At 57.8% G+C, this 24,053-nt stretch carries 19 protein-coding genes and 1 pseudogene; 6 read left to right on the top strand and 14 right to left on the bottom strand.

Annotated features, from left to right (window positions below):
* Window positions 1–428: 428 nt before the first annotated feature.
* From PVW27_RS19710 to PVW27_RS19700, 3 genes are read right to left on the bottom strand one after another with little or no spacing between them, the layout of a single operon-like run.
* A complete protein-coding gene (locus PVW27_RS19710; RefSeq protein ID WP_274560684.1) occupies window positions 429–1,352 on the bottom strand; it encodes a DEAD/DEAH box helicase in 924 nt (307 codons plus the stop codon).
* A gap of 5 nt (window positions 1,353–1,357) precedes the next feature.
* On the bottom strand, window positions 1,358–2,665 hold the full coding sequence (locus PVW27_RS19705; protein ID WP_274560682.1) for an ATP-binding protein: 1,308 nt from the start codon (window positions 2,663–2,665) through the stop codon (window positions 1,358–1,360).
* On the bottom strand, window positions 2,643–5,186 hold the full coding sequence (locus tag PVW27_RS19700; RefSeq protein ID WP_274560680.1) for a tellurite resistance TerB family protein: 2,544 nt from the start codon (window positions 5,184–5,186) through the stop codon (window positions 2,643–2,645). The genes PVW27_RS19705 and PVW27_RS19700 overlap by 23 nt, the downstream gene beginning before the upstream one ends.
* 416 nt (window positions 5,187–5,602) lie before the next feature.
* On the opposite strand from PVW27_RS19700, the gene PVW27_RS19695 reads away from it, so the two are divergent.
* From PVW27_RS19695 to PVW27_RS19685, 3 genes are all read left to right on the top strand, one after another.
* On the top strand, window positions 5,603–6,184 hold the full coding sequence (locus tag PVW27_RS19695) for a plasmid pRiA4b ORF-3 family protein (protein WP_274560678.1): 582 nt from the start codon (window positions 5,603–5,605) through the stop codon (window positions 6,182–6,184).
* A 99-nt stretch (window positions 6,185–6,283) separates the two neighbouring features.
* Window positions 6,284–7,522: a phosphoribosyltransferase-like protein gene (locus tag PVW27_RS19690; protein ID WP_274560677.1), complete on the top strand. Its 1,239-nt coding sequence runs from the start codon at window positions 6,284–6,286 to the stop codon at window positions 7,520–7,522.
* Between the two features lie 199 nt (window positions 7,523–7,721).
* Window positions 7,722–8,900 carry a reverse transcriptase family protein gene (locus PVW27_RS19685; RefSeq protein WP_274560675.1) on the top strand — a complete coding sequence of 393 codons (1,179 nt, stop codon included), beginning with the start codon at window positions 7,722–7,724 and terminating at the stop codon, window positions 8,898–8,900.
* 210 nt (window positions 8,901–9,110) lie between these two features.
* On the opposite strand, the gene PVW27_RS19680 is transcribed toward PVW27_RS19685, so the two are convergent.
* From PVW27_RS19680 to PVW27_RS19655, 6 genes are all read right to left on the bottom strand, one after another.
* Window positions 9,111–9,902: an AbiJ-NTD4 domain-containing protein gene (locus PVW27_RS19680; protein WP_274560674.1), complete on the bottom strand. Its 792-nt coding sequence runs from the start codon at window positions 9,900–9,902 to the stop codon at window positions 9,111–9,113.
* Between the two features lie 12 nt (window positions 9,903–9,914).
* Entirely contained in the window at window positions 9,915–11,132 is a 1,218-nt protein-coding gene (locus tag PVW27_RS19675) for a type II toxin-antitoxin system HipA family toxin (RefSeq protein ID WP_274560673.1), read from the bottom strand.
* Window positions 11,125–11,724, bottom strand: coding sequence for a helix-turn-helix domain-containing protein (locus PVW27_RS19670; RefSeq protein WP_274560672.1), 600 nt, complete (start codon window positions 11,722–11,724; stop codon window positions 11,125–11,127). Before PVW27_RS19670 ends, PVW27_RS19675 begins: the two co-directional genes overlap by 8 nt.
* A 244-nt stretch (window positions 11,725–11,968) precedes the next feature.
* Entirely contained in the window at window positions 11,969–13,648 is a 1,680-nt protein-coding gene (locus PVW27_RS19665) for a DUF4365 domain-containing protein (protein ID WP_274560670.1), read from the bottom strand.
* Between the two features lie 309 nt (window positions 13,649–13,957).
* The gene (gene scpB / locus PVW27_RS19660; RefSeq protein WP_274560669.1) at window positions 13,958–14,548 is read right to left on the bottom strand and encodes an SMC-Scp complex subunit ScpB; all 591 of its coding nucleotides are present in this window, start codon (window positions 14,546–14,548) and stop codon (window positions 13,958–13,960) included.
* 2 nt (window positions 14,549–14,550) lie between these two features.
* On the bottom strand, window positions 14,551–15,435 hold the full coding sequence (locus PVW27_RS19655; protein ID WP_274560667.1) for a DUF1403 family protein: 885 nt from the start codon (window positions 15,433–15,435) through the stop codon (window positions 14,551–14,553).
* A gap of 470 nt (window positions 15,436–15,905) precedes the next feature.
* Here PVW27_RS19655 and PVW27_RS19650 point away from each other — a divergent pair.
* Window positions 15,906–16,987 (top strand): annotated as a pseudogene (locus PVW27_RS19650) (tyrosine-type recombinase/integrase).
* Between the two features lie 432 nt (window positions 16,988–17,419).
* On the opposite strand, the gene repC reads toward PVW27_RS19650, so the two are convergent.
* The 4 genes from repC to PVW27_RS19630 form a co-directional block, all read right to left on the bottom strand.
* A complete protein-coding gene (gene repC / locus PVW27_RS19645; RefSeq protein WP_274560666.1) occupies window positions 17,420–18,502 on the bottom strand; it encodes a plasmid replication protein RepC in 1,083 nt (360 codons plus the stop codon).
* A gap of 122 nt (window positions 18,503–18,624) precedes the next feature.
* Window positions 18,625–19,695, bottom strand: a complete 1,071-nt coding sequence (gene repB / locus PVW27_RS19640) for a plasmid partitioning protein RepB (RefSeq protein ID WP_274560664.1) — start codon at window positions 19,693–19,695, stop codon at window positions 18,625–18,627.
* Window positions 19,695–20,882, bottom strand: coding sequence for a plasmid partitioning protein RepA (gene repA, locus PVW27_RS19635; RefSeq protein ID WP_274560662.1), 1,188 nt, complete (start codon window positions 20,880–20,882; stop codon window positions 19,695–19,697). The genes repB and repA overlap by 1 nt, the downstream gene beginning before the upstream one ends.
* 282 nt (window positions 20,883–21,164) lie before the next feature.
* Window positions 21,165–22,046, bottom strand: coding sequence for a recombinase family protein (locus tag PVW27_RS19630; RefSeq protein WP_274560660.1), 882 nt, complete (start codon window positions 22,044–22,046; stop codon window positions 21,165–21,167).
* Between the two features lie 120 nt (window positions 22,047–22,166).
* Here PVW27_RS19630 and PVW27_RS19625 point away from each other — a divergent pair, with 120 nt between their 5' ends.
* Window positions 22,167–22,412, top strand: a complete 246-nt coding sequence (locus PVW27_RS19625; protein ID WP_274560659.1) for a type II toxin-antitoxin system ParD family antitoxin — start codon at window positions 22,167–22,169, stop codon at window positions 22,410–22,412.
* Window positions 22,399–22,707, top strand: coding sequence for a type II toxin-antitoxin system RelE/ParE family toxin (locus PVW27_RS19620; RefSeq protein WP_274560657.1), 309 nt, complete (start codon window positions 22,399–22,401; stop codon window positions 22,705–22,707). The genes PVW27_RS19625 and PVW27_RS19620 overlap by 14 nt, the downstream gene beginning before the upstream one ends.
* A gap of 3 nt (window positions 22,708–22,710) precedes the next feature.
* On the opposite strand, the gene PVW27_RS19615 is transcribed toward PVW27_RS19620, so the two are convergent.
* Complete coding sequence (locus PVW27_RS19615; RefSeq protein ID WP_274560655.1) at window positions 22,711–23,871, bottom strand: tyrosine-type recombinase/integrase; 1,161 nt, start codon at window positions 23,869–23,871, stop codon at window positions 22,711–22,713.
* Window positions 23,872–24,053: the final 182 nt, after the last annotated feature.

Raw genomic sequence — 24,053 nt, 5'->3', positions numbered from 1 at the left:
AGCCCTGACTCTATGAAACCCGTTGGCCAGCCTGCCCGAGGGCGTGAAATGGCTGCCCGCGATGCCGTGAAACGCGTGCCCGAGATCACGCGAAATCACTGCCCAAATTCCGCGAAATGCGCAGCCAGGTTCTGGAGACGCATCAGGCGAGCCAATAACTCATCGAACGCGATAGCGTCTGAGAGCACCAATAGTGCCAGGAGCACATTGCCAAAATTAGCCACTACAAGTTGCAATCAGCGAACACAAACACCACAGTATAAGCGCCAGAACACCAGATATTTTGCTGACCATCCACAAGCCCCACGAGACGAGGCAAGATTGAAGACACCAATTTTTGTAAGCTTCGACTTTGACAGCGACCGACGGCTGAAGGATTTCATAATCCAGCAGGCTCGACGCCCCGACTCGCCGTTTGAAGTCATTGATCACTCACTCAAGGAAGCAGCTCCCGAGAGGCTCGCGTGGTGGGGATAGAATTCCTGTGGCAGGTGTTCCCGTTCGCAAAGCTCGCGCAAACGATCCGCATAGATCTCGACCCGCTGCCGCGCTCCAGCGAAGACCAGGTTGTCGCTGCCTCGAAGATGCTTAAACAGATGGGCTGCGATGGCGTCCGTTGCGGATGGGTTGTTTTCATCCTCATCGCCTGACAGGTAGCCGCGAAGCTGGAGCCGCAGTTCGACCTCGCCGCCTTCCGCTTCGATGATTTGGACAGAGCTTGCAGCGTCAGGCCGCAGATATACCTTGGCGAGGTCCATGTCGCCAAGAGTGGCTGAGAGACCTATGCGGCGGATTGGCCGCTTAACCACCGAGTCCAGACGGGTCAATAGTGACCGAAGCTGGACACCCCGTTCGCTATCAAGAACCGTGTGAAGCTCATCGATCACGACCGCCCGCGTGGCGCCAAACAGGCGTGGAATTTCAAGACCACGACGAATGAAAAGTGCCTCAAGAGATTCTGGGGTTATCAGCAGGATCCCTTTGGGAGATTTCAACGCGCGCGTCTTGATCGACTGTGAAACATCCCCATGCCATGGGACAACCGGTAGTTCGGCATCCTGGCAGATGCCCTCCAGCCGCATGGACTGATCCGTGATCAATGCTTTGAGCGGACCGATGTAGAGCAGGTCGAAGCCGGGTCCGTCGAACGACTCGTCAAGCACCTGTGAAATCAGCGGCAGGAACGCCGCCTCTGTCTTTCCGCCGGCTGTCGATGCAGCAATGATCAAATCTGTATTGGTCTCGCAGATCGTCTGGATGGATCGCGCCTGGATGTCGCGAAGCTCGCGCCACCCTTGCTGACGTATCCATTTCTGGACAGGTCTCGCCAGTTTATCGAACGCACTGCTCATCGGCGTCAGAGCTTGAAGCTGATCAGGTCATCGTCACCGGGGTCTTGGGCGCCAGTCGACTCGTCTACCTCGGTCATGTCTTCGCCGAGGTCTTCGGAGACTTCGATCCTTTCGATCAGATCGCTCCATTCGACACCGGGGTTTTGCTCGAGCACGGAAAGCAAGTTTACGAATGCCGTCACCGTATTGCGAGGCGTCCGGAAGTAGGCTTCACCAATCCGATCCGAACAATGCGCCATGAAAGCCTCGAGCGCGTTGTCCGGCAAAGCATCGGCGTCGTCCTGCATGATCCGCCGGACATTGGCCAAAAGAACGAAGAGGTCTTCTGGGGTCAGGCTGGCCAGCCGGACAACAGGCCCTGAAAGGTCGACCAATCCATCTCGTGCGAAGGTGTTCTCGGCCAAACGCGACTGGAGGGCTTCGTAGCTGTATAGCCCTCGACGGGTGTTCATCAGAAATTCCGGGGTCCCGCCCATGAGAAATCCCAGGTTCTCGGCACTACCTTGCAGCACATCATTCAGGATCCGAAGGATCTGTTCGTAGTTTGCATTGCGCGCCTGCGACGAGGTGAGCTTGTAGAGATTCACCATCTCGTCGAGGCCGACCAGCAATCCTTTGTAGCCGGCCTCGCACACGAATGCCGACATCAACTTCAGATGGTCATAGACACTGGCGTCGTCGATGATCGTTCGCACACCAAGTGCTTTGCGCGCGTCGGTGCGTGTCGCGAATTCACCACGCAGCCACCTCAAGGCAGAGGACTTCAGCTCGTCGTCTCCGGTCTCATGACCTTCCCAGTATCGACGGATGACCTCGGCGAACTCAAAACCCCCGGTAAGTTCTTCGAAGTGGCCAAGGCGTTCACGAATGACCGACCCCGTGGGCACATCTCGTTCCTCAGCATCGCGGTGAGCCTGGCTGACAAAACGCTCCACTACGCTGGCCAAGGCCCCACCGTCAGGCTTCGTCCGCGTCGACAAGTTTCGGGCCATTTCGGCATAGAGCCCTCGGGCTTGCCCGCCCGTAGCGTGAATGCGCCGGTCGGGTGCCAGGTCCGCGAACATCACGACGAGACCCTTCTCGAGGGCAACGAGGCGGATCAGGTTCATGAAAAACGTCTTGCCCGATCCGTATTCGCCGATGACGAACCGGATGGCCGAACCGCCATCGCATATCCGTTCCATGTCTTTGACGAGCTCTTCAATCTCGCGGACTCGGCCGACCTGGATATGACGCAAGCCGAGCTTGGGCACGACCCCTGCCCGAAGCGCCTGCACGATTGCATCGCGTTCACGTGGTTTCAACTTCGACATCCCTGCCCTCCGCATTCATCTTTAATTTTACTGCCTCCGCAATCCCCGGAGACACGTCATATCCGTCATACTCGTCGAGAAGCGCTTCATCGTAGGTCTCGAAGGCCCATTCATTCACGACTTCCATAGCCCCGGACGCCATCAAACCATGCGAAACACAGATCTTCTCGAACTCGGCTTCAGACCAATGCTCCCGCTTAATGAGTTCCATAACGAGCGCGCCGTATTTCAGGTCAAGCCCTGACAGTTGGCTTTGGCTGGCAGACGCGGAGAAACCGCTTTCTTCTTCCTCGACATCGAAAATCTGACCGAGGACGGACGACACGCGCTCGGTGTCGGAACGGATCGCCGCTATCCGCGACGCGTCGAGTTTGGGTCCGCTGGCTTTTTCAAGATCGGGTATGGCTTCACCCGGGCGACCCGGTTGCGAGGCACGAACAGTGCGGGGACCATCCGCAACTTCGCCAGCATGCAGGTCCGAGTAGGCAAGCGCAGGGTCAAAGCCCAAAGCCTTGTAGACCTTTTCGATGCTCGCAACTTCGTCGGAGTGAATGATACCATCGGCATGTGCTGCACCAACCAGCGCAGCCCGCATCGCGGCCTGGTTGTCTTGGTCGACCTCCTTCAGTTTGCGCCGGAGAAGCGTCATGTCCGGTGGCACGGCCAAGAACCATTCAAGGTTTGCACGCAGCCTGCGGCGTTCCTGATCGCTGAGGGCCGCGGCAGAAACTTGTTCTTCCAGCGCCCTGCGTTCAGGCTCAGCGATGCGACCATCTGCATGGGCGACGAACGACCCAAGTGCCAATTCGATCAAGGCGCTTCGATAGCTGTCGGAAACTTCCTCCAGTCTTTCGATGGGTTCGCCCAGGCTGAACAGCACAACAGGCTCTTTCGCCTTGGGCGATCGGAGCGCAAACCGAGGGTCGGGCGCCAGACCAAAACCGAGGCGCGCGAGCGCGTCAGCCGCTCCTGTCATCTGCCGTTTCCCGATCTTCTCGTTCGTTTCTCCCTCCAGACGTCCGACCACCTCCTCAAGCGGCACCAATCCCCCCCGATCGACGATATCGCTTACCCAAGATTTCAAGCTGTCCATTTCCTCTGATGGGAAAGCATCCCACAATTCAGAGGGCAACAAGGCATGCGCTTCGACACTTCCGCGGCCGTCAGGATTTCGGCCCAAGAAGCGACTGAGCTTGTCGAGATCGTTCGTCACCTCGTCAGCCAACTCTTGGGCAATCTCGATCGGCTTGCGCAAACCAGAGATATCCGGGACGGGCTTGCCATCCACGGTTGGGTTGGCTGACCCCTGAAACTCGTTGGAGGCGGCCCGATAGGATGCAGTGAGTGATTTCCGGGGTTTGGTCACTTTGAGTCCATCCGGAAAACGCCGATCAAACCGCATGCGAAAAAGAGCGACGAACTCGTCACGGCACCGCGTCGCGGGAGTTCTCAGATTTGTTTCCGGATGGCAGATGAACCAACTCAGCAACCAGTCAGCTGTCAGGTTCTCGCCTTTGTCGATCCGAGCTCCGATTGCGTATTTGAGTGAGAACGGCAGTTCCCAGCCCTGCTTCTCGAAAATCGGCTCGATAGCGTCGAGGTCGGTTTCGGCAAGCATCGCAATGTCGAGGAAATCACCCAAATAGCGCCTGACGGAGTGGTTGTCCGGGTAAAGTGACTGCAGCCGCCGCACTTCCTGCACGATATCCTTGGCATCTTCATTGGACTGATCGACGAAGAAGCGACGCTCCAACCCGTAGAAGTACAGGAACATGTAGCCGGGGTTGTAGGAGGCATCGTTTCGCCCGCTGGCCAGCCAGTCAAGGTAGGTCGCCCGGCACTGGGGTGAGATCTCCGAGTACCCCGGCCAATAGGGCATGCCTTCACCTGTTTTGTCGGCTCCAGAGCGCGCGACCGACAGGGACGGATCGATATAGGCTCGGCACTTGTCACGATACCCGTAGGTGTTGAGTAAGGGAGGTGTGCCGACATAAACCATCCCGCCGATGTTGCGGCCGGCCAAGTTAGCTGTTTCGCCAGACGGGACCCATCCGCTTTTCGTTGATCGGGCCGATGTGCTCGATACCACTGGCGAGGGCTGGTTTAGTTCAGCGGCCTCCGCAAGAGCCGGCGCCGCAGACTTTCCAGCGCGAAAGATTTCGGCGTAATCCTGCTTTGGTGGGGAGTAGGCTTGAACGGCAGCCGGTGCTTGGGAAGTATTGGCTTCGCGAGTTCGTTCACGCTCACGCTCGATACGTTTGTCGTAGGCACTTGGTCGAGCTACCGGCTCGAGACGGGGTGTTCGGGTTTCGGAACTGCCCTCCGCTTGCGCTTTTGCAGCGGCTTTCCGCGATCTCCGTTTTTCTTGCCACCAGACCAGAATGACAGGGACACCGAACGCAAACAGCATCTGGCCGCCAACCGGCCAAGCCTCAAGCATTGTGGTCACCACGACCATGCACAAGAAGAAATACAGGAAGAGAAATAATGTAATTCGGAAGAACTTGAGTATTAAAGACATTATCGTAACCCTCTCCGAACCACACTATTTTGCACAGCCATCTTTGCAACGACTAACGTCATGGTTGAAGCACTTCCCATGCTTTATGCTTGATTGGGCCGATGGCCACATACATCTGTTCGCACCGTTGAGGGCACACCCCTGCCCCAGAGAACGTAACCGTAACGGCCATGATGAAGCGTTGCCACGACTATGCGACGGCTGGTCGGGCTGGCTCCGGAGGAGACTGCCCGGCAAGCGGCAAGTCGCAGGGAGAGGCGGCGTTTCAGCTTGGGGAGGGCGGCTGCGCGCAGCCGACCGAGTAGGGCGCGGTCCTGACCAAAGGGCGGGAGGGGCCAATGTTCCCCTTGAATGCTTCAACTTAAAAATCAAAAGTTACTTCAACGGCAGGGGCATTGAGACAGGCGGAAAACACTTTGATTGAGCTGAAAATTGAACTGATTGGCATCAAACCACCGATCTGGCGCCGAATCCTCGTGCCAAATGACATCAGCTTGGACATCCTGCATTCCGTTCTCCAGGGCGCTATGCCTTGGCAAGACTATCATTTGCATGAGTTCGAGATTGGCGAAGACAGGTTCGAGGCCCGCGACAAAAGTGACGACAGCTTGGACCCAAACGATGACCGGAAGGACGAAAAGAGGTTTGCTCTTGGAGATCTGGTCAAGAAAGGCAGTCAGTTCACATACACTTATGATTTCGGAGATGGGTGGCGGCATCTCGTCACCGTCAAGAAGATTAGCAAACCAACCGGAAGGCCAGATCTGGACTTTCCCGCCTGTGTTGCCGGAGAGCGAGCGTGCCCGCCAGAGGACTGTGGAGGGCCCTACTCTTACGAAGAGTTTCTCGACGCGCTGACCGACAAACACCACCCGGAACATCGTGATACAAAGCAATGGGCCGGCGCGTTCGAACCGGAAGTGTTTAGCGTGCAGCAAGCCAATGCTGCCGTCGGTGCGATGTTTGTTTGGGCGAAAGAGCGCAGCCGTCTAAAGTGAATCCTGACGCTGGCTTGGCGCCTGATCCATATGGCAAACCTCGCAACCATTTTGAAGAACTGAGATCGAGGTACCGACGTGACTACAAGCTCGACCATCATGCAGCCGTTGGTGAAAGCATGGGTGGATCAGTTCGAAGAAGCGGACCGGGCGGATGCTGCGATCCTCGCGTCGCTCATCCGGCTTGTCCCGGGTGATGCTTTTCGCCGCGATTTGACGCGGCTTCTTGAAGAGCGCCTGAGGATCGGTCCCAACCCCTTGGCGCTTTACAACGAAACGGAGCGCAAGAAATGGAAAGGGCAACCCAACCGTTTGTTTCCCGAAACGTCCCGCGCGAGTAAAATGCAAAAAGGGAAGAAGACTGTGCGCGCATATGGCCGCGTCGGACCGCCGTTGGTACCACGTCAGCGGCAAGTCGCCGAAGAAATAGGCAGTGATGGAGTTGTCGCCAACGTCCTGACCCAGCTGCACAAGCGCCATCGAAAGTCGATCCTTCTCAATCCCGGGGCCGACATCATTCGCGAGAGGCGCGCGCGCCGGTTCGTTCTGGTCACGGACTTCATCGGAAGCGGAGATCGCGTCATCAACTATCTCAATGCCGCATGGAGGCTGCGGACAGTGCGCAGCTGGTGGTCGAGGCGCAGCCATTCCGGCCTTTGTTTCGAAGTGGTGGCCTACGCAGGGACAGAAGCTGGGGTCGAACGCGTAAAGGATCACGCCTCATCGCCCACCGTCAGCTTGGTGACACGATGCCCAACAATTCAAACGGTCTTTCCCCTCGGAAAAGTCAGGCGGATGGAAGAGCTGTGTCGTCGCTATGCGCCACCGGGGTCCAAACCTATCGGCTATGGCGAAGTGGGGGCGCTTTTGGCGTTTGATCACGGCATGCCGAACAATTCGCCTTCGATGTTCTGGAAGGACTCACCAGGATGGTCGGCGCTGGTACCGGAGCGAGCATCCAGCACAGCTGGTTCCCCCTATCAAGAACCGCACACGCCAGAGAAAGAAAGAGCGCGTATCGAAGCGTCTGCCATGGCGTCGGACACCAGGGCAATCCTGCGCCCGACGAGCTTGGAGACGATCATTCTGTCTGCACTGCGTCGATCCCCTCGTCATCCCGAAGCGATATCGGGTCGTCTCGGAATGAACCTCGATGATGTGTGCGAAATCCTTGACCGCTTGAAAGGATGGGGTTGGATAAACGCGTCGCATCAACTTACTGAGCGAGGGCGGATGGTTGCGTCACGACTGATCCGCCAAGACCGTAAGAGCCCCCTTCCCCTAGGCGACGACACGATGTACTTTCCGAATGCGTTGAGAGCGCCACGCGATGTCTAGTGGTTGCCGGGGTAACGACCGGCACCGTTGGTGTCATGTCCTGCCCGCAGGAGGTGATGCCTGGGCCGTCGATTGCGATGGGCTCACGGTCAAGCTTTCGCTTGATGCTCAACTTGATCGAACCGCACGACCTTGCGGTCGCCGCAGCGGTAGGCTGACTTGCGATCCGATCAAGCTCACCCTGAAGGGTGGATAGTAGATGCGAACGTGGAACTCTCAACGCTACTTCGCCGAAGGCCTTGCGGCAGGAGTGGATGAATCCGTCCTCAATAATGCAGTCGCGACAGCTGAACACACATTGCGGCAGCCAAATCCCGGCCCGCCGATCCTCACCCTTGGCCATCTGGGGCATTTGGCGGGCGTCGATGTCGGTATTTTGAAAGCTTATGCCTCAAGGCAGGATGCGGACCCTTATCGGGAGTTCTCAATCCGCAAGCGCCCGATCCCGGGTCAACCTCCGCGCTATCGGACAATCGCCGTGCCTGAGCCGCCCTTGCTGAGAGTGCAGACTTGGATCGCGTCCGAAGTCCTGCGCCATGCACCCTGCCATTCGGCGAGCACGGCGTTTGCACCAGGGTCTCGGTTGGCCCAGGCCGCGGCGCGCCACTGCCGGGCAGTTTGGATGGTCAAGATTGATCTGCGGAACTTCTTTGAATCGCTGACCGAAATCGACGTGCATCGGGTGTTCTTGGAGCGTGGCTACCAGCCGCTGGTCGCGTTTGAGCTTGCGCGCTTGTGCACCCGTCTCCGCGACAAACATCGCAATGATACTGCTGTCTTGCCTCAGCGACGAACGCCCAAATTTCGGCACTCATCCTTAACATCGCTTTATCCACGAGACCTGCTTGGCGTTTTGCCGCAAGGCGCACCAACCAGTCCAATGTTGGCCAATCTCGCAGTGCGCGACCTAGATGAAAGACTGACTGCTATCGCGAAGGCCTACGGCGTCCGATACTCGCGCTATGCAGACGACCTCACCTTTTCAACGACACGAAAGTCTTTCGGAAGATCCCGCGCACATGACCTGGTAGGGCGAGTCTATGAGACCCTGGCTGCTCGAGGACTGGCGCCGAACCAATCCAAGACGACGATTGTTTCTCCGGGAGCACGGAAGATCGTGCTCGGTCTTTTGGTGGACGGAGACACGCCGAAGCTGACACGCGATTTCCGCTCGCGGCTTCGTAAGCACCTGTATCACATAAGCGCTCCCGATCAGGGGCCGGTTCAACATGCAGAGCGGCGCGGATTCGCCTCCGTTGAAGGCCTCCGCCAACATCTGTTGGGTCTGATCGCGTTCGCCGGTCAGATCGATCCGGTCTATGCGGCGAAATGTCGGGTGATTTTAGACTCGTCAGATTGGTCGCAGACAAGAAGGTGAATTTAATCTGTTCGATGGGCGTCTTCTACCTGCGGATTTTCATCAATTTGGAGGAGCTTATGAGCTCAAATCACCGCCGGAGAACCTAGAAGCTCCTTCCAGCCTGAGATCGCACTGATTTTGAACCGGACCTGTGAATTAAGTGTCGGCCTTCTACGTTGCTCCAGTATCTCTGAAATCCCAGTCACTTCATCAGACTGTTCGGGCCGGCTATATCACCGCGCGTTTTGCCAAGTAGGTGCAGACCGCGCAGGCTACACTGACAACCAGCTCGGCCTCTGGCGTATCAACCTGCTGTCCTTCCAACCCGTGACGAGCATTGTTGGACGCATAGCCCCACAGTTTCTCGGCTGCGGTATCAAGAGGTTTTGGAAGGTCCAATCGCTTTACAAGCTGGCCGAATGTTGCTTTGGAATCGCCGGCCAGATCCCGCGCGGTCGCTTCCATCGCGGCGCAGGCATGCTGGATTGCCCCGGTCACATCCGGCTCCGGCCGCCGAGAAATATCGCGCAGCGCTTCGTGGATCTCGCGTGCGGCGGCACTGCGCCCGGTTTGTTCGAGGATTTCGACGGCCTCTTGTGTCGCGCCGGTAAATGCTTCGGAGCCGCGATAGACTATCTGGCCGTCGTTCATATGCCAGCCGATGCCGTTCTCGACAAAGAACTGGTTCAACCGGTCATCGAACCTGCTTGCATTGTCGTTGTACCCTTGCGCGAGTGCCGTATGGAACGCTTCAGCAATGTCATAGACCTTGTACCAAGGACAGTCGGCAACAAGCCCGACGACCTCGTCCCAGATGTTGGGGTGCTCCGACCAGTTGTTCCGGTCAGGCGGGACGAGCAACACCTGACAGATGATCCGGCGCATGGCGGACGGGCTCATGCCGATGTCCTGCCCAATCAGCGGGATCGCATAGCGCAGGTTTTCGGGCGCGTCCTCGTGAACGGTAATCTCCGCGTCTGGGCTGCGGTAGCCGTGCCGGTTCGAAAAACTCTCTGCCATTCTGCCAATCCCCTACGCTATCGGCACTGTGTGCAAATGGGCTTCAATCGCCTTGATCGCATCCGCAGTCAGCGGCAGGTTTCCCTTTTCGGCCTGCCAGTGCTCATGGAAGCGCGCGACAGTCTCGCGTGCGGTTCCCAGAACCAGCTTCTCGGATAGACCGGCGTTTGCAGCCAGGTGCGACAGCTCGTCCTTCGAGAACCCGGAGAACTTCTTGGTGCGGCTAAAGGTGAGCGCCGCCTTGTCGTCGTCTATGTAGGCAATAGTCGAGACAAAATCGTAGCACGGCGCGAGCGCCGCCTGCCTTTGATCCGGATAGATCAGCGACCAGTTCTTGAGGTGCATGTCGGCATTGCCGATCAGCACATTGAAAGTCAGCCGCCGGATAAACTCGGCGATGTCGGCCTCTCCGCATTCAGCGGCCAGTACCTGTGCGATGTTGCGCTGGCTTGCCTTCTCGTACTTGTCCTTGGGATAAACGCGAAAGACCTGCGCGAAGTCTTCAATGTGGACGGCACTGCCATCACTCAGACGGTCAAATCGTTCGACAGCCAGCGCCTGACCGCTGACCTTGTCCATGCCTTCTGGAAGATTGCCGATGTCGGCAACATCGATCAACCTGATAGGCGGAACATCCATGCCGCAGAGACGCGCGAGCGTCATCATCGAGAATTCATTCTCGGGGACAGCATCGAAGCCTTGCGCTGGTAACTTGACGATCCAGGAGCCGCCGACCCCCTTGGCCGGAATCGCAAGACCGCCTTGTTTGTCTCCCAAAGCCGAGAACTTCAACTGAACGCCTGCCAGCGAGAACCTCAGCGCCTGATCTCGATGATCATCGTGATGATCTTCACCATCATCAGCATCGGGGGGCCAAGCCTCACCATCGACGGGCCGAACAGTGACCGCACCGGGAAGGTCCTCGCCGAGAACCCAGAGCAGGAAAAATTCGCGGACGGGCTTCACGCCAGCGCGCTCGGCGAGATAGTCCCGCATGTGACCTTCGGGCAGAAGATTTGAGAAGAAGGGCAGCAGGTGCATGTTCTGAGTACCGAAATCAGTGGTCAGTTCCCCAAGCTCATTCTTGAAGCCGAGGCTCAGAACCGGCCTGCCCGTATCGGCGACATAGCCTTCAGAGAAAGCAAAGAGCGAGGTATCACCGCTGACCCGCGTCAGCGTACCTATCGGCTCTCCGTAGAGCAGGACTTCAAGGACACTTACATCAGCCACGATCGTCACCGTCCAGACGATAGGCCGGACGCGGCAAGGATGGTGCAGATACACCCGCACCATGAGCGAGTGCGTTGCGCAACATGCGCAACTGGCTCTGCGCCTGCTCGGCCGCTTCCAAGTTGCGCGGATCGCTCAGGAACTCCTGCATGGCAGCAGACGCTTCTTGCAACTGAACAAGATCATCGGCTGAAAGCTTGAAGTGCATCAATTCGCGCGCCCGGCGCTGCAACTCCTGAACGACAATCTCAGAGAGCGTTTCACTGGGAAGCGCTGCTATCTGGTCATCAAGGCGCTGCAATAGGTTCGTCGCCTTACGCGCGCTCTGAACGTCACGGTGACCATCATCATCACCGCGAATGATCGCCCGAACGGCAGGCAGCTTCTTGCGCGGGACCAGAGTCAATTCCAGATCAAGTACACGTGCAAGCTCGACCAGGCTGGACAGACGCAGATCGACCGCCCCGCTCTCGATCTTGGAGATGTGGCTCTGTGGAACCCCCGCCTTCGCACTGAGCGCGCGCTGAGAGAGCCCCTTGCGTTCCCGCGCGGCTTTGAGCGACTCTGCGATGTGCTCTGTTGCGTAACTCATGATCTATCTTGCTGCTTCGTTTACCGCTTATGATATACATAAACATATCACTCACTGAAGCAGACTTCAAGATTGATGTGTAATTCTACATCGAGACATACGCATGATGTGCTTTTATGTATCAAGCGCCAGAGAAGTCACTTGCCGAAAAAATATCCGCTGGAAGCTCGGGAGCTTCGAGGAACGACGATCAGATGCTCTTAACAGCATCCATGGAGCCGACGGCGTGCTCGGTGTGCAGCTTCTAAATGTACTTCCGATAGTCACTGCTGACCTTTTGCCCCGAGGGAACGTATTTCAACACGTCACCGACCTTACGGGCTGCTCGGATCGGAATCGGCAAGCGTTGGTTCATCTGGGTCGAGTTCCAGTTCACCTTCGTGAGGCTGAAAACTTCCTTAGCAATCTGTTCGATCGTGCTCTCGCTTTGGGGGTGCGGACAGAGCAACAGGGGGTTCGGGACATAGAGGCCAGGATAGGTCCCATAGTAGGGAATGCTGCCGTTGGTATAGAGCAGCCCATTGCCGTCCAGTTCAACGAAGGTGCCGCGGAGGACAGGGAAGTCGCCGTCGCGCAGCACCTTGACTGAATAGCTCTCATGAATCCAAACGAGATCGCGCAGTTCCACACCTGCCTCGTCGAGCGCCTTAGCGCCCCACACATCCTCGGGCACGCTCTTTGGCAGTTCGATGGAAGGCGGGTCACCAAACTTGATGATTCGATCCGTCTTGGTGTCGGGTGCCAGCAGTTCGCCGGCATCTTCAAATTCCATACCTGACAGCAATCGATGCCACATGATCACCTGGCCTCGAACTGTGCTGTTTGTGTCGAGGCGCTTCTTCCCGGATAACAAGGCATCCGGATAGTTGAGCGCGCGTTCTCCATCCGAAGTGAAATAGTAGGATGGGTTGACGATCAGGTACCATTGGTCCGCCAAGCGCTCGAACCGGGGATGGAATGAATGGTGCCGTACATAGTCGATGGGCCCCTCCCCCTTCGACTTCTTATAGACGCTGACAACGTCGGCCTGTGTCTTCTGCTTTGCACCAAGATAGCGAAACTTGCGCGCCACGACTCCAGGTGTTGGCAAGAAGTAGAATTGTTTTTTCTTTCGGTCCCATCCAAGCAAATTCCGAAAGTCATAGCCCAGAGTATGTCGCAACAGACCCGCAAATTTGTATTGCTGATCCACTGCGTCGTGTTGTGCCAGAAAGTCGGTTTCGATCCTTTCGACCTGATCCCGTTCGATCAGGGCACGGACGGGTGTGGTTAGTGGGTCGCAGAATGTCCAAAGCGAGGTTTCATCGATCATCCAATCGTACCGTTGGCCTTCCCGGACCTTTTTCATTCGGGCGAGCGCCTTCTGGGTGGAGAGCTGTGTCTGTGCGACGAAGATTTCCTCAGGAAGCTGCAATGGCACCATGTTGATGATCGCTTCCTCCCCTCCCCCAAGTGGCGGCACGTAGTAACCATGTCCTTGCTTGGCGACGGTCAGGGCAGCGAGGCGATCTTTCGCACGTCCGTCCAAGACGTCGCGCTCCTTGTCGAACCTCAATGTACGTTCGGCCTCGCCAACGAGGTTTTCGAGCGACTTCCAGAAGAACGTGTCATCTGATTGCCTGTAGAGAACTAGGATCACAGGTAGGTTGGAGCCGCGCCAGTAGTCGAAATCTGAAGCGCGGACACGATAGGTGAAACCGGCGTCCGTCTCGCCGACGTAGCTGCCACGCTCAGTAGCCTTGACCTGAACGGCAATCATCTTCGCTGTCGGCTGATCATCGTCCATCACTTCAGCGATGCCGTCTATCCCTGCTTCCAGCCGTGAACGCCCATCGAATTGGAACCCAATTCGCAAGAATTGAAGATTTGTCGCCTTCTCACCGATTTCGCCAATTCGCTGACTGGCAGTAATCTTCTTGTTCACGCCAATGACCCGTACCTTCTATATGACAGAGATAGCACTTCAATCAGCGTTTCGTAAGGCCTCGGATACTACATGTAGGCCAAGATGGATTGAATGATCGAGGGTGAACAGGCTAGGCGACCCTTGGATTGACCGGTCAAGAGGTCTATCAAACGTTCCCGACCAGAATTCACCTCGACTGACGTTGTCGTCACGATGGTATTAGTTGCTGCCGACGATGATGCCCCGAGGTAGCATCCGCGAGAGCAAAGTCGGGATGATTTCGATGTCTGGGATTCCAATTCGTCAGCCGACGCCGACTTGAAGCGGCTACTCCACAACCCCCGCATCCACCAGCTGCTCGCGATCGGGAAGATCACGCAGGCTCTCCAACCCGAACGCGACAAGGAACTGCTCGGTCGTCACAAAGGTATAAGGCGCACCCCGTCGCGGGGACCGTGGTCCGGTCCCAATCAGGTCGCGCGCATGCAAGCGGCCTATCAGGTCACGGCTGATCTCCTTGCCGAAGATGTCCTTCAGCCCATCTCGGGTGATCGGCTGGTGATAGGCTATGGCCGCCAAGACCGCGACGTCGAATTCGCTTAGGTCAAGGAACTGGCCACCCACGTCTGCCGCGGCGCGGATTACGGGCGCATAGGCGTTCCGGGTCCGCAACATCCAGCCCCCAGCAACCTGGGCGATCTCGAACGACCGACCGTCCAGATCAACAGCGAGGTCCTCGACCAGAAGATCGACCGAGGCCCCCTGCCCCACCACGCGGGCCAGATCCTCGCGCGGCACCGGCGAGGCGCTGGCAAAGAGCACCGCCTCGATCCGGCGCATCCATTCCCGCCAGCGCAGCTCCAGCGGCAGGTCGAGCAATTCGCGATCAAGCTCGGGTTCGGTGCGATCCTTTGCCATCGCTACACCCCGTAGAGCCGGAAGGTGTCGCGCCCGGTCAGCTCGCGGATGGCGCCAAGATCAACCAGCCGATCGCAGAGCCGCCGCGCGGCGCGGCCCGGCAAGGGCAAGGCCGCGGGCGCCACCGCGTCCCGGGTCAGGAACATCTCAACGGCGTCCCCGGCCCCATTGGCGCGAAGCTTCGGCGCGACCGCTTTCATATGGGCCGCCCGACGCGCGAAGTCGGTGGAGAGACGCGCGGCCTCAATCGCCGATGCGAGGAGGGCGCGATGACAGGCCAGGCGCAAGTCCTCGCCACGCTTGCGCAAATCGGCTTGCCTTAGACCTGAGGCGAGTAACGGCAGAAGATGATCCCAGCCAAGCGCCTGTGCCAGAGCCGCATCAGCGAGGACGAGCCCCGGCACTTCCGCACGCGGCACCTCAGTCAGCACAGCCTCGAGCACCCTTGCGGCGCGGCTGACTGGCGCGCCCTGCCCCGCATCGAGCCACACGGCAATCTGGCCCGGCTCAAGGGTCGGCAGAGCTCGGTCCAGAGCCTTGATCGACACCGGTCGCTCCACCGCGCGCCGCCAGGCAAAGTAGGTTTCGCCGGCCGGGCCGGGTCGGTCGCCAGGTCGCAACAGATGCACCGCATCACGCAGGTCCCCTGCGCGCTCCGGCCGACCAGAAAACGCCACACACGCTTCAGCCGCCCGCAGTGCGAGCCGCTCCCGCAACAAGTCGTGGGGGACATTTGGAGAGGCCAACACAAGATGCAGATGGCTCAGGGCTGCGCCTGACAAAAACGCAACATCTTCAAGGGTCTCAGCACGCGCGGAGGTGACCCAGGCGGGCATCCGGGGTAACGTGTCAAAGTCGTCGATATGGGTGTGCCGGGTGAATGTCATGCTTGAAGCCTACGTCATCACGGCGCTTTCTACCATCAAAAACCGCCAAAACCGCCTAGCCTTGTCGCCTGCAGTCATGTCCAATAAATTTGCATTATCGGACATCAAAAGATATGCTCAAGGGCATGTCAGTGTCGTTTTAGTTTCATGGTGTCGGATGATCGGAATTCATGAGATTCAAGCACTTCCCCGAAAAACGAACCGGGGTTCATAAGATTCTGTAACGGTATTGATGAGACTGGACGAGTCGAAATTCGTGAGACTGGATGCTGCCACGCCCTACAGAACAAGAGGTTTCCTACGACCAGACTGCCACCGATGGCACCAAAACCCGCGAAAAATAGACATCCGTGCGGATGCGATCTGGTCTCATGAACCTCGGCATGTTTTGTCACCAGTCTCACAATCACTGACTCGAATGAACAGGCGCGCTTCGGCTAGGACATCGAAATTAAAGGAGCTGCAGTCTCATGAATTCCAGCATTCCGACAAAATCGCACTCAGAGGTGGCAAACGAGTCTTCGCTCAACGAGGACAGCGAGAAGAACGCATCGCACAACGAGGCGCTGACATTTCCCTCCCTTGTGGTTAGCTCCGGCACCCTCGACCGACTGGTCGGCACCGCCCGCGACTATGCCCGCGCCGCGGCCTCCGACAACACGCTCAAGGCCTATGCGAAGGACTGGGCCCATTTTGCCCGCTGGTGCCGAAAAAAAGGGACTGAGCCCCTGCCCCCCTCGCCCGAGATGATTGGCCTTTACCTGGCGGATCTGGCCGCCGGCTCACACTCTTCCCCTGCCCTATCGGTCAGCACGATTGAGCGCCGGCTGTCCGGCCTTGGCTGGACCTACGCGCAGCGTGGCTTCACCCTGGATCGCAAGAACCGTCACATTGCCACCGTGCTGGCAGGGATCAAGCGGCGGCATGCGCGCCCACCCGTGCAGAAAGAGGCCATCCTGGCCGAAGACATTCTGGCCATGGTCGCCACCCTGCCCTACGATCTGCGCGGGCTGCGAGATCGGGCGATCCTGCTCTTGGGCTATGCCGGGGGTCTACGCCGCTCGGAGATCGTCAGTATCGACGTGCACAAGGATGATACGCCAGACAGCCGCGGCTGGATCGACATCTCGGAGCAAGGGGCGCTGCTGACGCTGAATGCAAAGACCGGCTGGCGCGAAGTTGAGATTGGGCGCGGCTCCAAGGATCAGTCCTGCCCGGTGCACGCGGTGGAGCAGTGGCTGCGTTTCGGACGCATCGACTTCGGCCCTGTCTTTGTCGGGACCTCGCGCGATGGCAAACGCACGCTGGAGACGCGCCTGAGCGACAAACATGTCGCTCGCCTCATCAAGCGTACCGTTCTCGACGCAGGCATTCGATCAGAGCTGCCCGAAAAGGACCGGTTGGCATTGTTCTCCGGTCACTCCCTACGCGCTGGTCTTGCCAGCTCCGCCGAGGTCGACGAACGCTATGTCCAGAAACAGCTCGGACACGCCGCTACCAGCGCCGCCGCGACCAGTTCCGCGTGAACCTGACCAAGGCGGCGGGTCTCTAAGCCCCTACCCGATCACGCCGCCTGCCATAGCAGCTTTGCTCGAGATGCAATTCGCCTCACTCACGGCCTCATGGATGCAGGCCTTGGGCACGCGGTTTAGGTGGGTGTCCACCGTCAGTTCCCAGCCGGCATCAAGTATGTCGAGCTCAACGGCCGGCTCCACAACATCCGCCTGCGCTATGCGCCGGGTCTTTCAGAGGCAGAAGCTTCAGCGCGACATCCGTGGAGCGCCAGATCGCTTTCACGCAGCGCCTGCGTTCGGTGCGCCGTCATGGGCGCCAAATGCCACTCTCCCGGTCTCACTTCCCGTCACCCTCAAATCAACACTCCTTATCCGCTCGATAATCGTACGGTTGGAAATATGCGGCAAATGTCGCTGAGCATTGAAGGTTAGGAATAATAACATGCCGGAGGGCTAATGTGATAAGACTGTCACATTCCTTGCCTCATCATTGCGTCTAAGTAGGCGTTGATGTGCCTCAGCTGTCCTGAGCTGGCCCTCAAAAGTAATTCGTCGAGTGCTATAAGGAGCCGCCGTGGACCTTGTTCTTTAAGGTGTCTTATGATTCTGGTTTGGTCAATTCGTAGCAGTGTCCCGACATCGGCCAGGACCCTTACGACTGAGTGATGGTCTGTTGGTTCATTTGGAAAGAATTCCGACACATTTTTCAGATCGGTCCATGCCATAGTTGTTCGATGTTCGTGTTCCTGAAATCTTGAGGCGGTGCGAACACCGTCTGTATCTTTATTTTTATTCAATCTTGTGGGTTCTACGTGCCGGACATTTTGTCCGTCGTCGCCGGACATTTGGTCGGGCATCGTTTCCTGAGCGCTACGGTTTCCGGCCGGAAACTCTCTGATGGTCACTCCGGCCAACTCCGCCAATTTCTTGATAAGGTCTATGATCTCTTCGGCTTTGAGAGTGGCACGGCGTAGGATGTTGCGCACGTTTTGGAGAAATGAGACTGTCTCTTCATCCTTTGCTTGGCGCAAAGCCTCGACACGAAGAGCCAGCGCCTCCGCCCTGAGTGACCGTAGCTTTTCTTGATCGCACACAAGCTGCTCTGCGTGTTCAGTGAGCTCTCTTTCCCGATCAAACATTGGCTGTAGATCGAAGCCAAAGGCATCTCTGATCAATCCACCGTAGCGAAGAGGGAACCGTTTGCGGGTTGCGCTGTCCCTGCGTTGGATCAACCCGGCATCCACGAGGTGTCCAAGACACCGTCTGATCGTTCTCTCGTTCAGGCCGTTCGTTCTCTCAGACAATGATGCGTTTGAGGGAAAGACGATAGTCATTGGAGCTGATTGTCCGGACTTCTTCGGCATGAAGCTGATCAAGGCCTGCAGTGTTACTAGATCATTTGGCGTCAGACCGAGTTCGTTGCGAAGCGCTCGGATCGACTCGATGACCCTGTATGGGTTCGTATAGGGTACAGGAGATCGTTCCGCCAAGGCGGGTGTGTGAGAAAATACCTGTCTCATGATGTTGTCGGCAGAAAAAGCTTTCCCGATCACCGTGAAGGGTGTTGAAAACGATTCGGCTTCGGGGTATCAATCAGGTGTCTAAGCTAATCGAGGCCCTTCGGAAGCACTGCTTTCGGGGGGTCTTTCCTTTTCTGGCCTGTCCTCCTTTCTGCTCAGTTGTCGTTATCGTCTACGTCAGGACCATCAAGATCCTGATCCCTACCGGAAACTGGGTTACCTATGGCTTCCGGGTTCTCGGGGGTATTGAACTGACCCGCACCAGCGGCCTTCGCTTTCGCCAACGCGACAAGAGCGGCCTCTGGGTTCTCAGAGATCCACTTATGTAACCCGTCATCTCCGTTCTTGACGGTGATGATCACACTTCTCTTGGTAACCTTGACCATTCCGAATTTTGTCTGGATTGCCGATGGGGCAGGGGGCTTGTGCTGTTTCAGGAGCCCTTCGAAGACCGTAAAGCGTTCATCGGAGGTCTTGCCTGAATCTCTGGATTCCATGAGAGCGCCAAGGAATTCTTGGTTTCCGGCCGGAAACCCTTCATCTCCAGAAAAGCCAAGGCTCTCATAAGACTTCGCTGCAGCATACCAACGATCCCGTCCAACCCCGGGGGCCGCCCCGATTTTTTGGATGAGTTCAGTCGGAATACAGGAAGTGACTTGTTTCATGCGAGCAAGTCCCGTCAGCTTGTCGCCGGCTTTCCTAGCTTTCTGATCGATATTGAGGGCGTCACAGACCAGCCCCTCATCCTTGCCGGACTCTATGAGAGATCGTGCAAACAGGGCTTTCTCGATCCAGCTGAGGTCTTTTCGGAAGCTGTTCTCTTGGCCTTGTGCAAGGATCACCTGATCCTCATCCAAGCTTCTGATGAGTGCCTTTGCGGGCTTGCCGATCAGTCGAAGGGCCGCTAGCCGCCTGCGCCCATAGATGATCCGGTATCGCCCCCCTTCAGGACTTACAAGTATCGGGATAAGCTGTCCTTGCTTTTCAATGCTTTCAGCCAGTTCTCTTATGTCTTCTTCGTCATCCAGGGCGAGACGATCCTTGAACTCGGAATCGTCAATAAGATCGGTGCTGATCTCTTGTATTGACGATTGTGCCGCATCCTGCAGAGAGCGGGCCATTCCAGAGAGAGCAGGGGCTCGTGACTGGGTCCGGGTCGGAGAAATCGAAGAGCTCTCCTGCTTTTCTTCATCCTCGGGAATGTCGAATGTGACTTTGCGGGCCATTACTTGCGCCCCCATGCTGCTTTGATGAGCCCCTCGATCTCCGCCACAACCCCGTTGATCGACTCTATAGCCCGATCATACGTCTGACGATGAAAATCCGTTCTGGCGATCTCAAATAGTGTTTGTTGCGTGAGCCCAGCATCAGAGACTGCGGAGGATTTTAGGAAAGGCTGAGTAAGAACGTCATCCGTGAACATGGTCCTCAGGAATGCAGCCATCTGTGTTTGCGGGCCGTCATTGGGTTCGAAACGAGTGATCAGAAACCTCATGAAGTCCCAGTCGGGCGACGCGCCCACATCAGCAATTGTTGCCATGAGGCTGGAGGTGAGCTGCAGGAATTGGGCCATCGAGGCGACGTCAAGCATGCTTGGAATGACGGTGACGATCAGGGATGTCGACGCCACCAAAGCTGCCAGTGTGGTAAACCCGAGTTGGGGTGGGCAGTCGATCACGACAATGTCGTAGTCGGTCTCGACTTCATTGATGCAAAGGGCAAGCCGCTGATAGAACGGGGGCCTGATATTGTTTCGTAGGGCGTGCGCGGTTTCGGTCTCAAATTCAGAGAGCAGCAAGCCGGCCGGGGCTAGATCAAGGTTGTGGAAATACGTTTTGCGCACAACGTCCCTAAAGGGGATAGGGTCCTCGTACCGCAGGGCATCGTACACGGTTCCGGCTTCAGGGAAGTCGATTTCCGGCCGGAAACCGAACATGGTGGTCATTGAGGCTTGCGGGTCGAGATCGATTGCTAGAACTCTATAACCGTCGAGGGCAAGCTTTTGGGCCAGATGGATCGCCGTTGTCGTTTTTCCGGCGCCACCTTTGAAGTTGGCGATCGAGATGATCTGGATATGCTCCCCATCCCGGCGACGAGGAACGATATGCTGGAACTTGGTGCTTGACCGGGCAATTTCGTGGCGCGCTATGTCGATCTGCTCTGCAGTGTAGAACCTGCGGCCACGGGCGTCCGTCTCGATATCACCAAGATCGAGCCTGTCCTCGAAGAACATCTTCCGCAGAAAATCTTGGCTGACCCCGAGGATCTGAGCAACCTCCGTGGATGAGAACCGTCTGAGAGCCTTTCGTTCATCAGGTAGAAACGACTTGCGCATATTCACATCAAGCGATTTGCTCAGACGTGTCGCCATCGTTTGGATCTTTTGATCCATTCTGATCCGCTGCTCGTTCATGCCCGTCCCGCCGCCCGTCTTCCGGGTCTATCTTGAGAAGGAACGCAAAACCGCCGGAAACTGATGATTAGCGTTCTTCCGCATAGATGTCAGGAAAGCGTTTGAATGGCAAGGATTTTTTCAAATTGAGGGCCAGCGCCAGGTGAAATAATTCATTTACAATGACTTAACCTGTTGCGCGACTCCAAGGCATCAAGTGCTTGTGTCGCTGCAATCTCTTAATCACAAGATCTATCTGATTCACATAGGCGGTTTTGCTTTCAAAGAACGAATCTGAGTCTCTTAAATCATTCCCATCTTCTTGGCCCGCTCCAACAGCATCTTGACCGATGACACCTGCCAGCTGGTGCGCCCACGTGGCGTGCGTTCGCGCATCGCCTGCAGCCGACCACAGATAGCCTGAAGCGTGATGTCGGGATTTGTGCCCTTGATACCTGCAATAATGGCGGGCAGGCGGTCGTCCTTCTCCCGGCGCCCGGCGCGGGCCAAAACGGTCTCGGGCAAGAAGCCGTCGCGTACACAGACCTTCACGGCGCGCAGCAGGCGGCTCTGGGTCCAACGACGCGCCTCGGGCAAGGGGCTGTTGATGATGCGCAAAACGTCCTCCCAAGCCAAGTCGGGACGCAACCGGCGCACATGAGGCACCCAGTCTTGTGCCGTCTCGTTCAAGCGCTCCATGTAACCCTCTTGTCGCGCCAGCCGCACTTTGCGAAGAGCAGCAGGGTCTTTGGCCCTCAGCCCAGGGTTCCCGCCCACGCGGCCTTTGGAGCGCGCCGAGGCAAGCCCGGCCTTGGTTCGTTCCCGGATCAGGGCGTGTTCGAACTCGGCCGCAGCCCCCAGCACTTGCAACGTGAACTTGCCCTGCGGGGATCCGGTGTCGATGGGGTCCTGGATCGAGCGGAAGTAAGCACCCTTAGCCTCCAGCCGCTCGATCACCTCCAGCAAATGCGATAGCGACCGAGCCAGTCGGTCGATCCGCACGACGACCAGCGTGTCGCCCTTGCCGATGCGTTCCAACACCCGCGCAAGCACCGGCCGCGCATGATTGCCGCCCGAAGCCAGTTCTTCATGGATCTCGGCGCAGCCCGCGGATTTCAGGGCCTGCGTCTGGGGCAGGGGGGTTTGATCCTCAGTTGAAACGCGCGCGTAGCCAATCAGGGGCATCAAAACAGGCCTTTTGCAACTTCACTTACCGCTACTAAACGACCGTTTGGCGTGGAATGTAGGAACCCCTCTTGCGATTTGGCAAACTTTGCCATACTCTTTGTCAGGAAGGAGATCATCATGGGCACCATGAACATTTCGTTGCCGGACCCGATGAAAAGCTGGGTCGAAGAGCAGGCAAAAGCCGGACGGTATGCCAATTCCAGCGACTACGTTCGCGACCTGATCCGGCGCGACCGGGCCCGTCGTGAGGCCATTTCTGAGATTCAGGCCACTGTCGATGAAGGCCTCGCCAGCGGCCCGGCCGCCCCGCTTGATCGCAGCACGTTTAAGGCTCAGATGCGCGCGAAGTATGCCAGAGAGTAGCCGCTGGGTCATTCGGCCCGCCGCTGTAACCGACTTGTCCGAGATTTGGCGCTACGGAGCCAGCAACTGGGGCATCGGCCAGGCGGATCGCTATGCGGATAGCCTGTTCGCACTCTTCGACCTGCTCGCTGACTTTCCAGAGATGGCTCGGGAGCGCCGTGAGTTCACACCCGCGGTACGCATCCATCCCAGCGGAGCGCATCTGGTGATCTACCGGGCGGACGGGCAGGGGGTCGAGATCATCCGCATATTGCATGCGCACCAGAACCTGACGGCCTATCTGCTGGAAGGTTGACCGTCACAACCCTGCCGCCTTGGTCAGATTCACTCGGAACCGGTCCCGGCGGCGCTGATAGCGGCGGGTCATCTCGGCGGAGGCGTGCCCAAGGTGCTTCTGGACGTAGCGCTCGTCGACCTCGGCGGAACTGGCCAGACCCGCGCGCAGAGAGTGCCCGGAAAACAGTGCCAGTCGGTCCTTTTCGGGAAGCTCCGACCTGATCCCGGCGTCCCGGACCGTACGCTTGATCAGCCGCGCGACATGCTTGTCGTTGAGCCGCGTTGCCAGCGCGCGTTTGCCGTCCCGCGACGTGCCGACGAAAACCGGACCGAAGTCGATCTTCGCAAAATGCACCCATTGTGCCAGCGCATGAATGGGGCAGGTCTGGTCACTTGATCCGCGCCCGATCTCGACTTCGCGCCAACCGGTCTTGGCATTGAGGGTGAGCAGCGCGCCTTGTTCCATGATCTCGATCCAGCCGCCGCTGTCGGGCGTGTCATCCTTATGCCTGTCGAGACTGACGATTTCGGAGCGGCGCAGGCCACCGGCGTACCCCAGAAGCAAGATCGCGCTGTCCCGCAGCCCGCGCAGATCGTAGGGCAGGGTGGCGACCATCGCGAGGATGTCCTCAGCCAGGATCGCCTCTTTCTGTACGGGCGGACGCGCATGTTTGCGCTTGATCCCGGCGAGCACTGCGGCGATGTGGCGGTTCTTGCGATCGAGGGTGAACCCCCGTTGCGCATAGTTCCAGGAGAGACCGGTCAGGCGGCGGTCGATGGTCGAGACCGATAGGGATCGGGACGTCAGCCGCGACGGGTCAGGCCCCGAACCGGACGCCAGATCCGCCAAATAGAGCCCGATCATCTCGGGGGAGGGGGGCAGGGGCTCGGCACCTTTCAATCGGCACCAGCGCGCAAAATGCCCCCAGTCCTTAGCAAAGGCCTTCAGAGTGTTCTCCGAGGCGGCAGCGCGCGCGTAATCGCGGGCGGTATCGACCAGCCGGTGGAGCGTGCCGGAGCCAGCCACAAAGGAAGGCAGTCTCAAAGCCGCGCTGTCAGGGCGATCTCTCTCGTCGTTCTCGTTGAACGGGGCCCCGTTTGGTACCTCTGAGCGCGATTGTCGGTCTGTCGGAGTTCTTGAGACTGCGTTCCATGTGTTTTCAATAGCTTGCCTGTGTCGCATTTCTGAAACCGATTCAAGGTATGTGAGACTGGACGCAGATTTGAATCACCATTGGTGAGTGAGAACGGCGGTGCGAAAGTCGGCCACGGTAGCGGCGGGATGAGCCTGCTGCGGGCGGCGTAAAAGTCGTCCACCTTTACCCTTTCTGGCGACAGGGAGGGCGGGAGGATTTTCACTGTGGA

The sequence above is a fragment of the Seohaeicola sp. 4SK31 genome, assembly GCF_028802875.1.
Classification (GTDB): Bacteria; Pseudomonadota; Alphaproteobacteria; order Rhodobacterales; family Rhodobacteraceae; genus Seohaeicola.
Note: the sequence above shows the minus strand (reverse complement) of the source record. Positions and strands in the feature narration are given on the sequence as shown.

What these genes read in the sequence shown, in the direction of transcription:
- PVW27_RS19655 (WP_274560667.1), bottom strand. Translation starts at nt 15,435, where the DNA reads ATGACATTCACCCGGCACACCCATATCGACGACTTTGACACGTTACCC.
- PVW27_RS19685 (WP_274560675.1), top strand. Translation starts at nt 7,722, where the DNA reads ATGCGAACGTGGAACTCTCAACGCTACTTCGCCGAAGGCCTTGCGGCA.
- PVW27_RS19625 (WP_274560659.1), top strand. Translation starts at nt 22,167, where the DNA reads ATGGGCACCATGAACATTTCGTTGCCGGACCCGATGAAAAGCTGGGTC.
- PVW27_RS19630 (WP_274560660.1), bottom strand. Translation starts at nt 22,046, where the DNA reads ATGCCCCTGATTGGCTACGCGCGCGTTTCAACTGAGGATCAAACCCCC.
- PVW27_RS19615 (WP_274560655.1), bottom strand. Translation starts at nt 23,871, where the DNA reads ATGCGACACAGGCAAGCTATTGAAAACACATGGAACGCAGTCTCAAGA.
- PVW27_RS19690 (WP_274560677.1), top strand. Translation starts at nt 6,284, where the DNA reads ATGCAGCCGTTGGTGAAAGCATGGGTGGATCAGTTCGAAGAAGCGGAC.
- PVW27_RS19680 (WP_274560674.1), bottom strand. Translation starts at nt 9,902, where the DNA reads ATGGCAGAGAGTTTTTCGAACCGGCACGGCTACCGCAGCCCAGACGCG.
- repA (WP_274560662.1), bottom strand. Translation starts at nt 20,882, where the DNA reads ATGAACGAGCAGCGGATCAGAATGGATCAAAAGATCCAAACGATGGCG.
- PVW27_RS19620 (WP_274560657.1), top strand. Translation starts at nt 22,399, where the DNA reads ATGCCAGAGAGTAGCCGCTGGGTCATTCGGCCCGCCGCTGTAACCGAC.
- repB (WP_274560664.1), bottom strand. Translation starts at nt 19,695, where the DNA reads ATGGCCCGCAAAGTCACATTCGACATTCCCGAGGATGAAGAAAAGCAG.
- PVW27_RS19705 (WP_274560682.1), bottom strand. Translation starts at nt 2,665, where the DNA reads ATGTCGAAGTTGAAACCACGTGAACGCGATGCAATCGTGCAGGCGCTT.
- PVW27_RS19670 (WP_274560672.1), bottom strand. Translation starts at nt 11,724, where the DNA reads ATGAGTTACGCAACAGAGCACATCGCAGAGTCGCTCAAAGCCGCGCGG.
- scpB (WP_274560669.1), bottom strand. Translation starts at nt 14,548, where the DNA reads ATGGCAAAGGATCGCACCGAACCCGAGCTTGATCGCGAATTGCTCGAC.
- PVW27_RS19700 (WP_274560680.1), bottom strand. Translation starts at nt 5,186, where the DNA reads ATGTCTTTAATACTCAAGTTCTTCCGAATTACATTATTTCTCTTCCTG.
- PVW27_RS19710 (WP_274560684.1), bottom strand. Translation starts at nt 1,352, where the DNA reads ATGAGCAGTGCGTTCGATAAACTGGCGAGACCTGTCCAGAAATGGATA.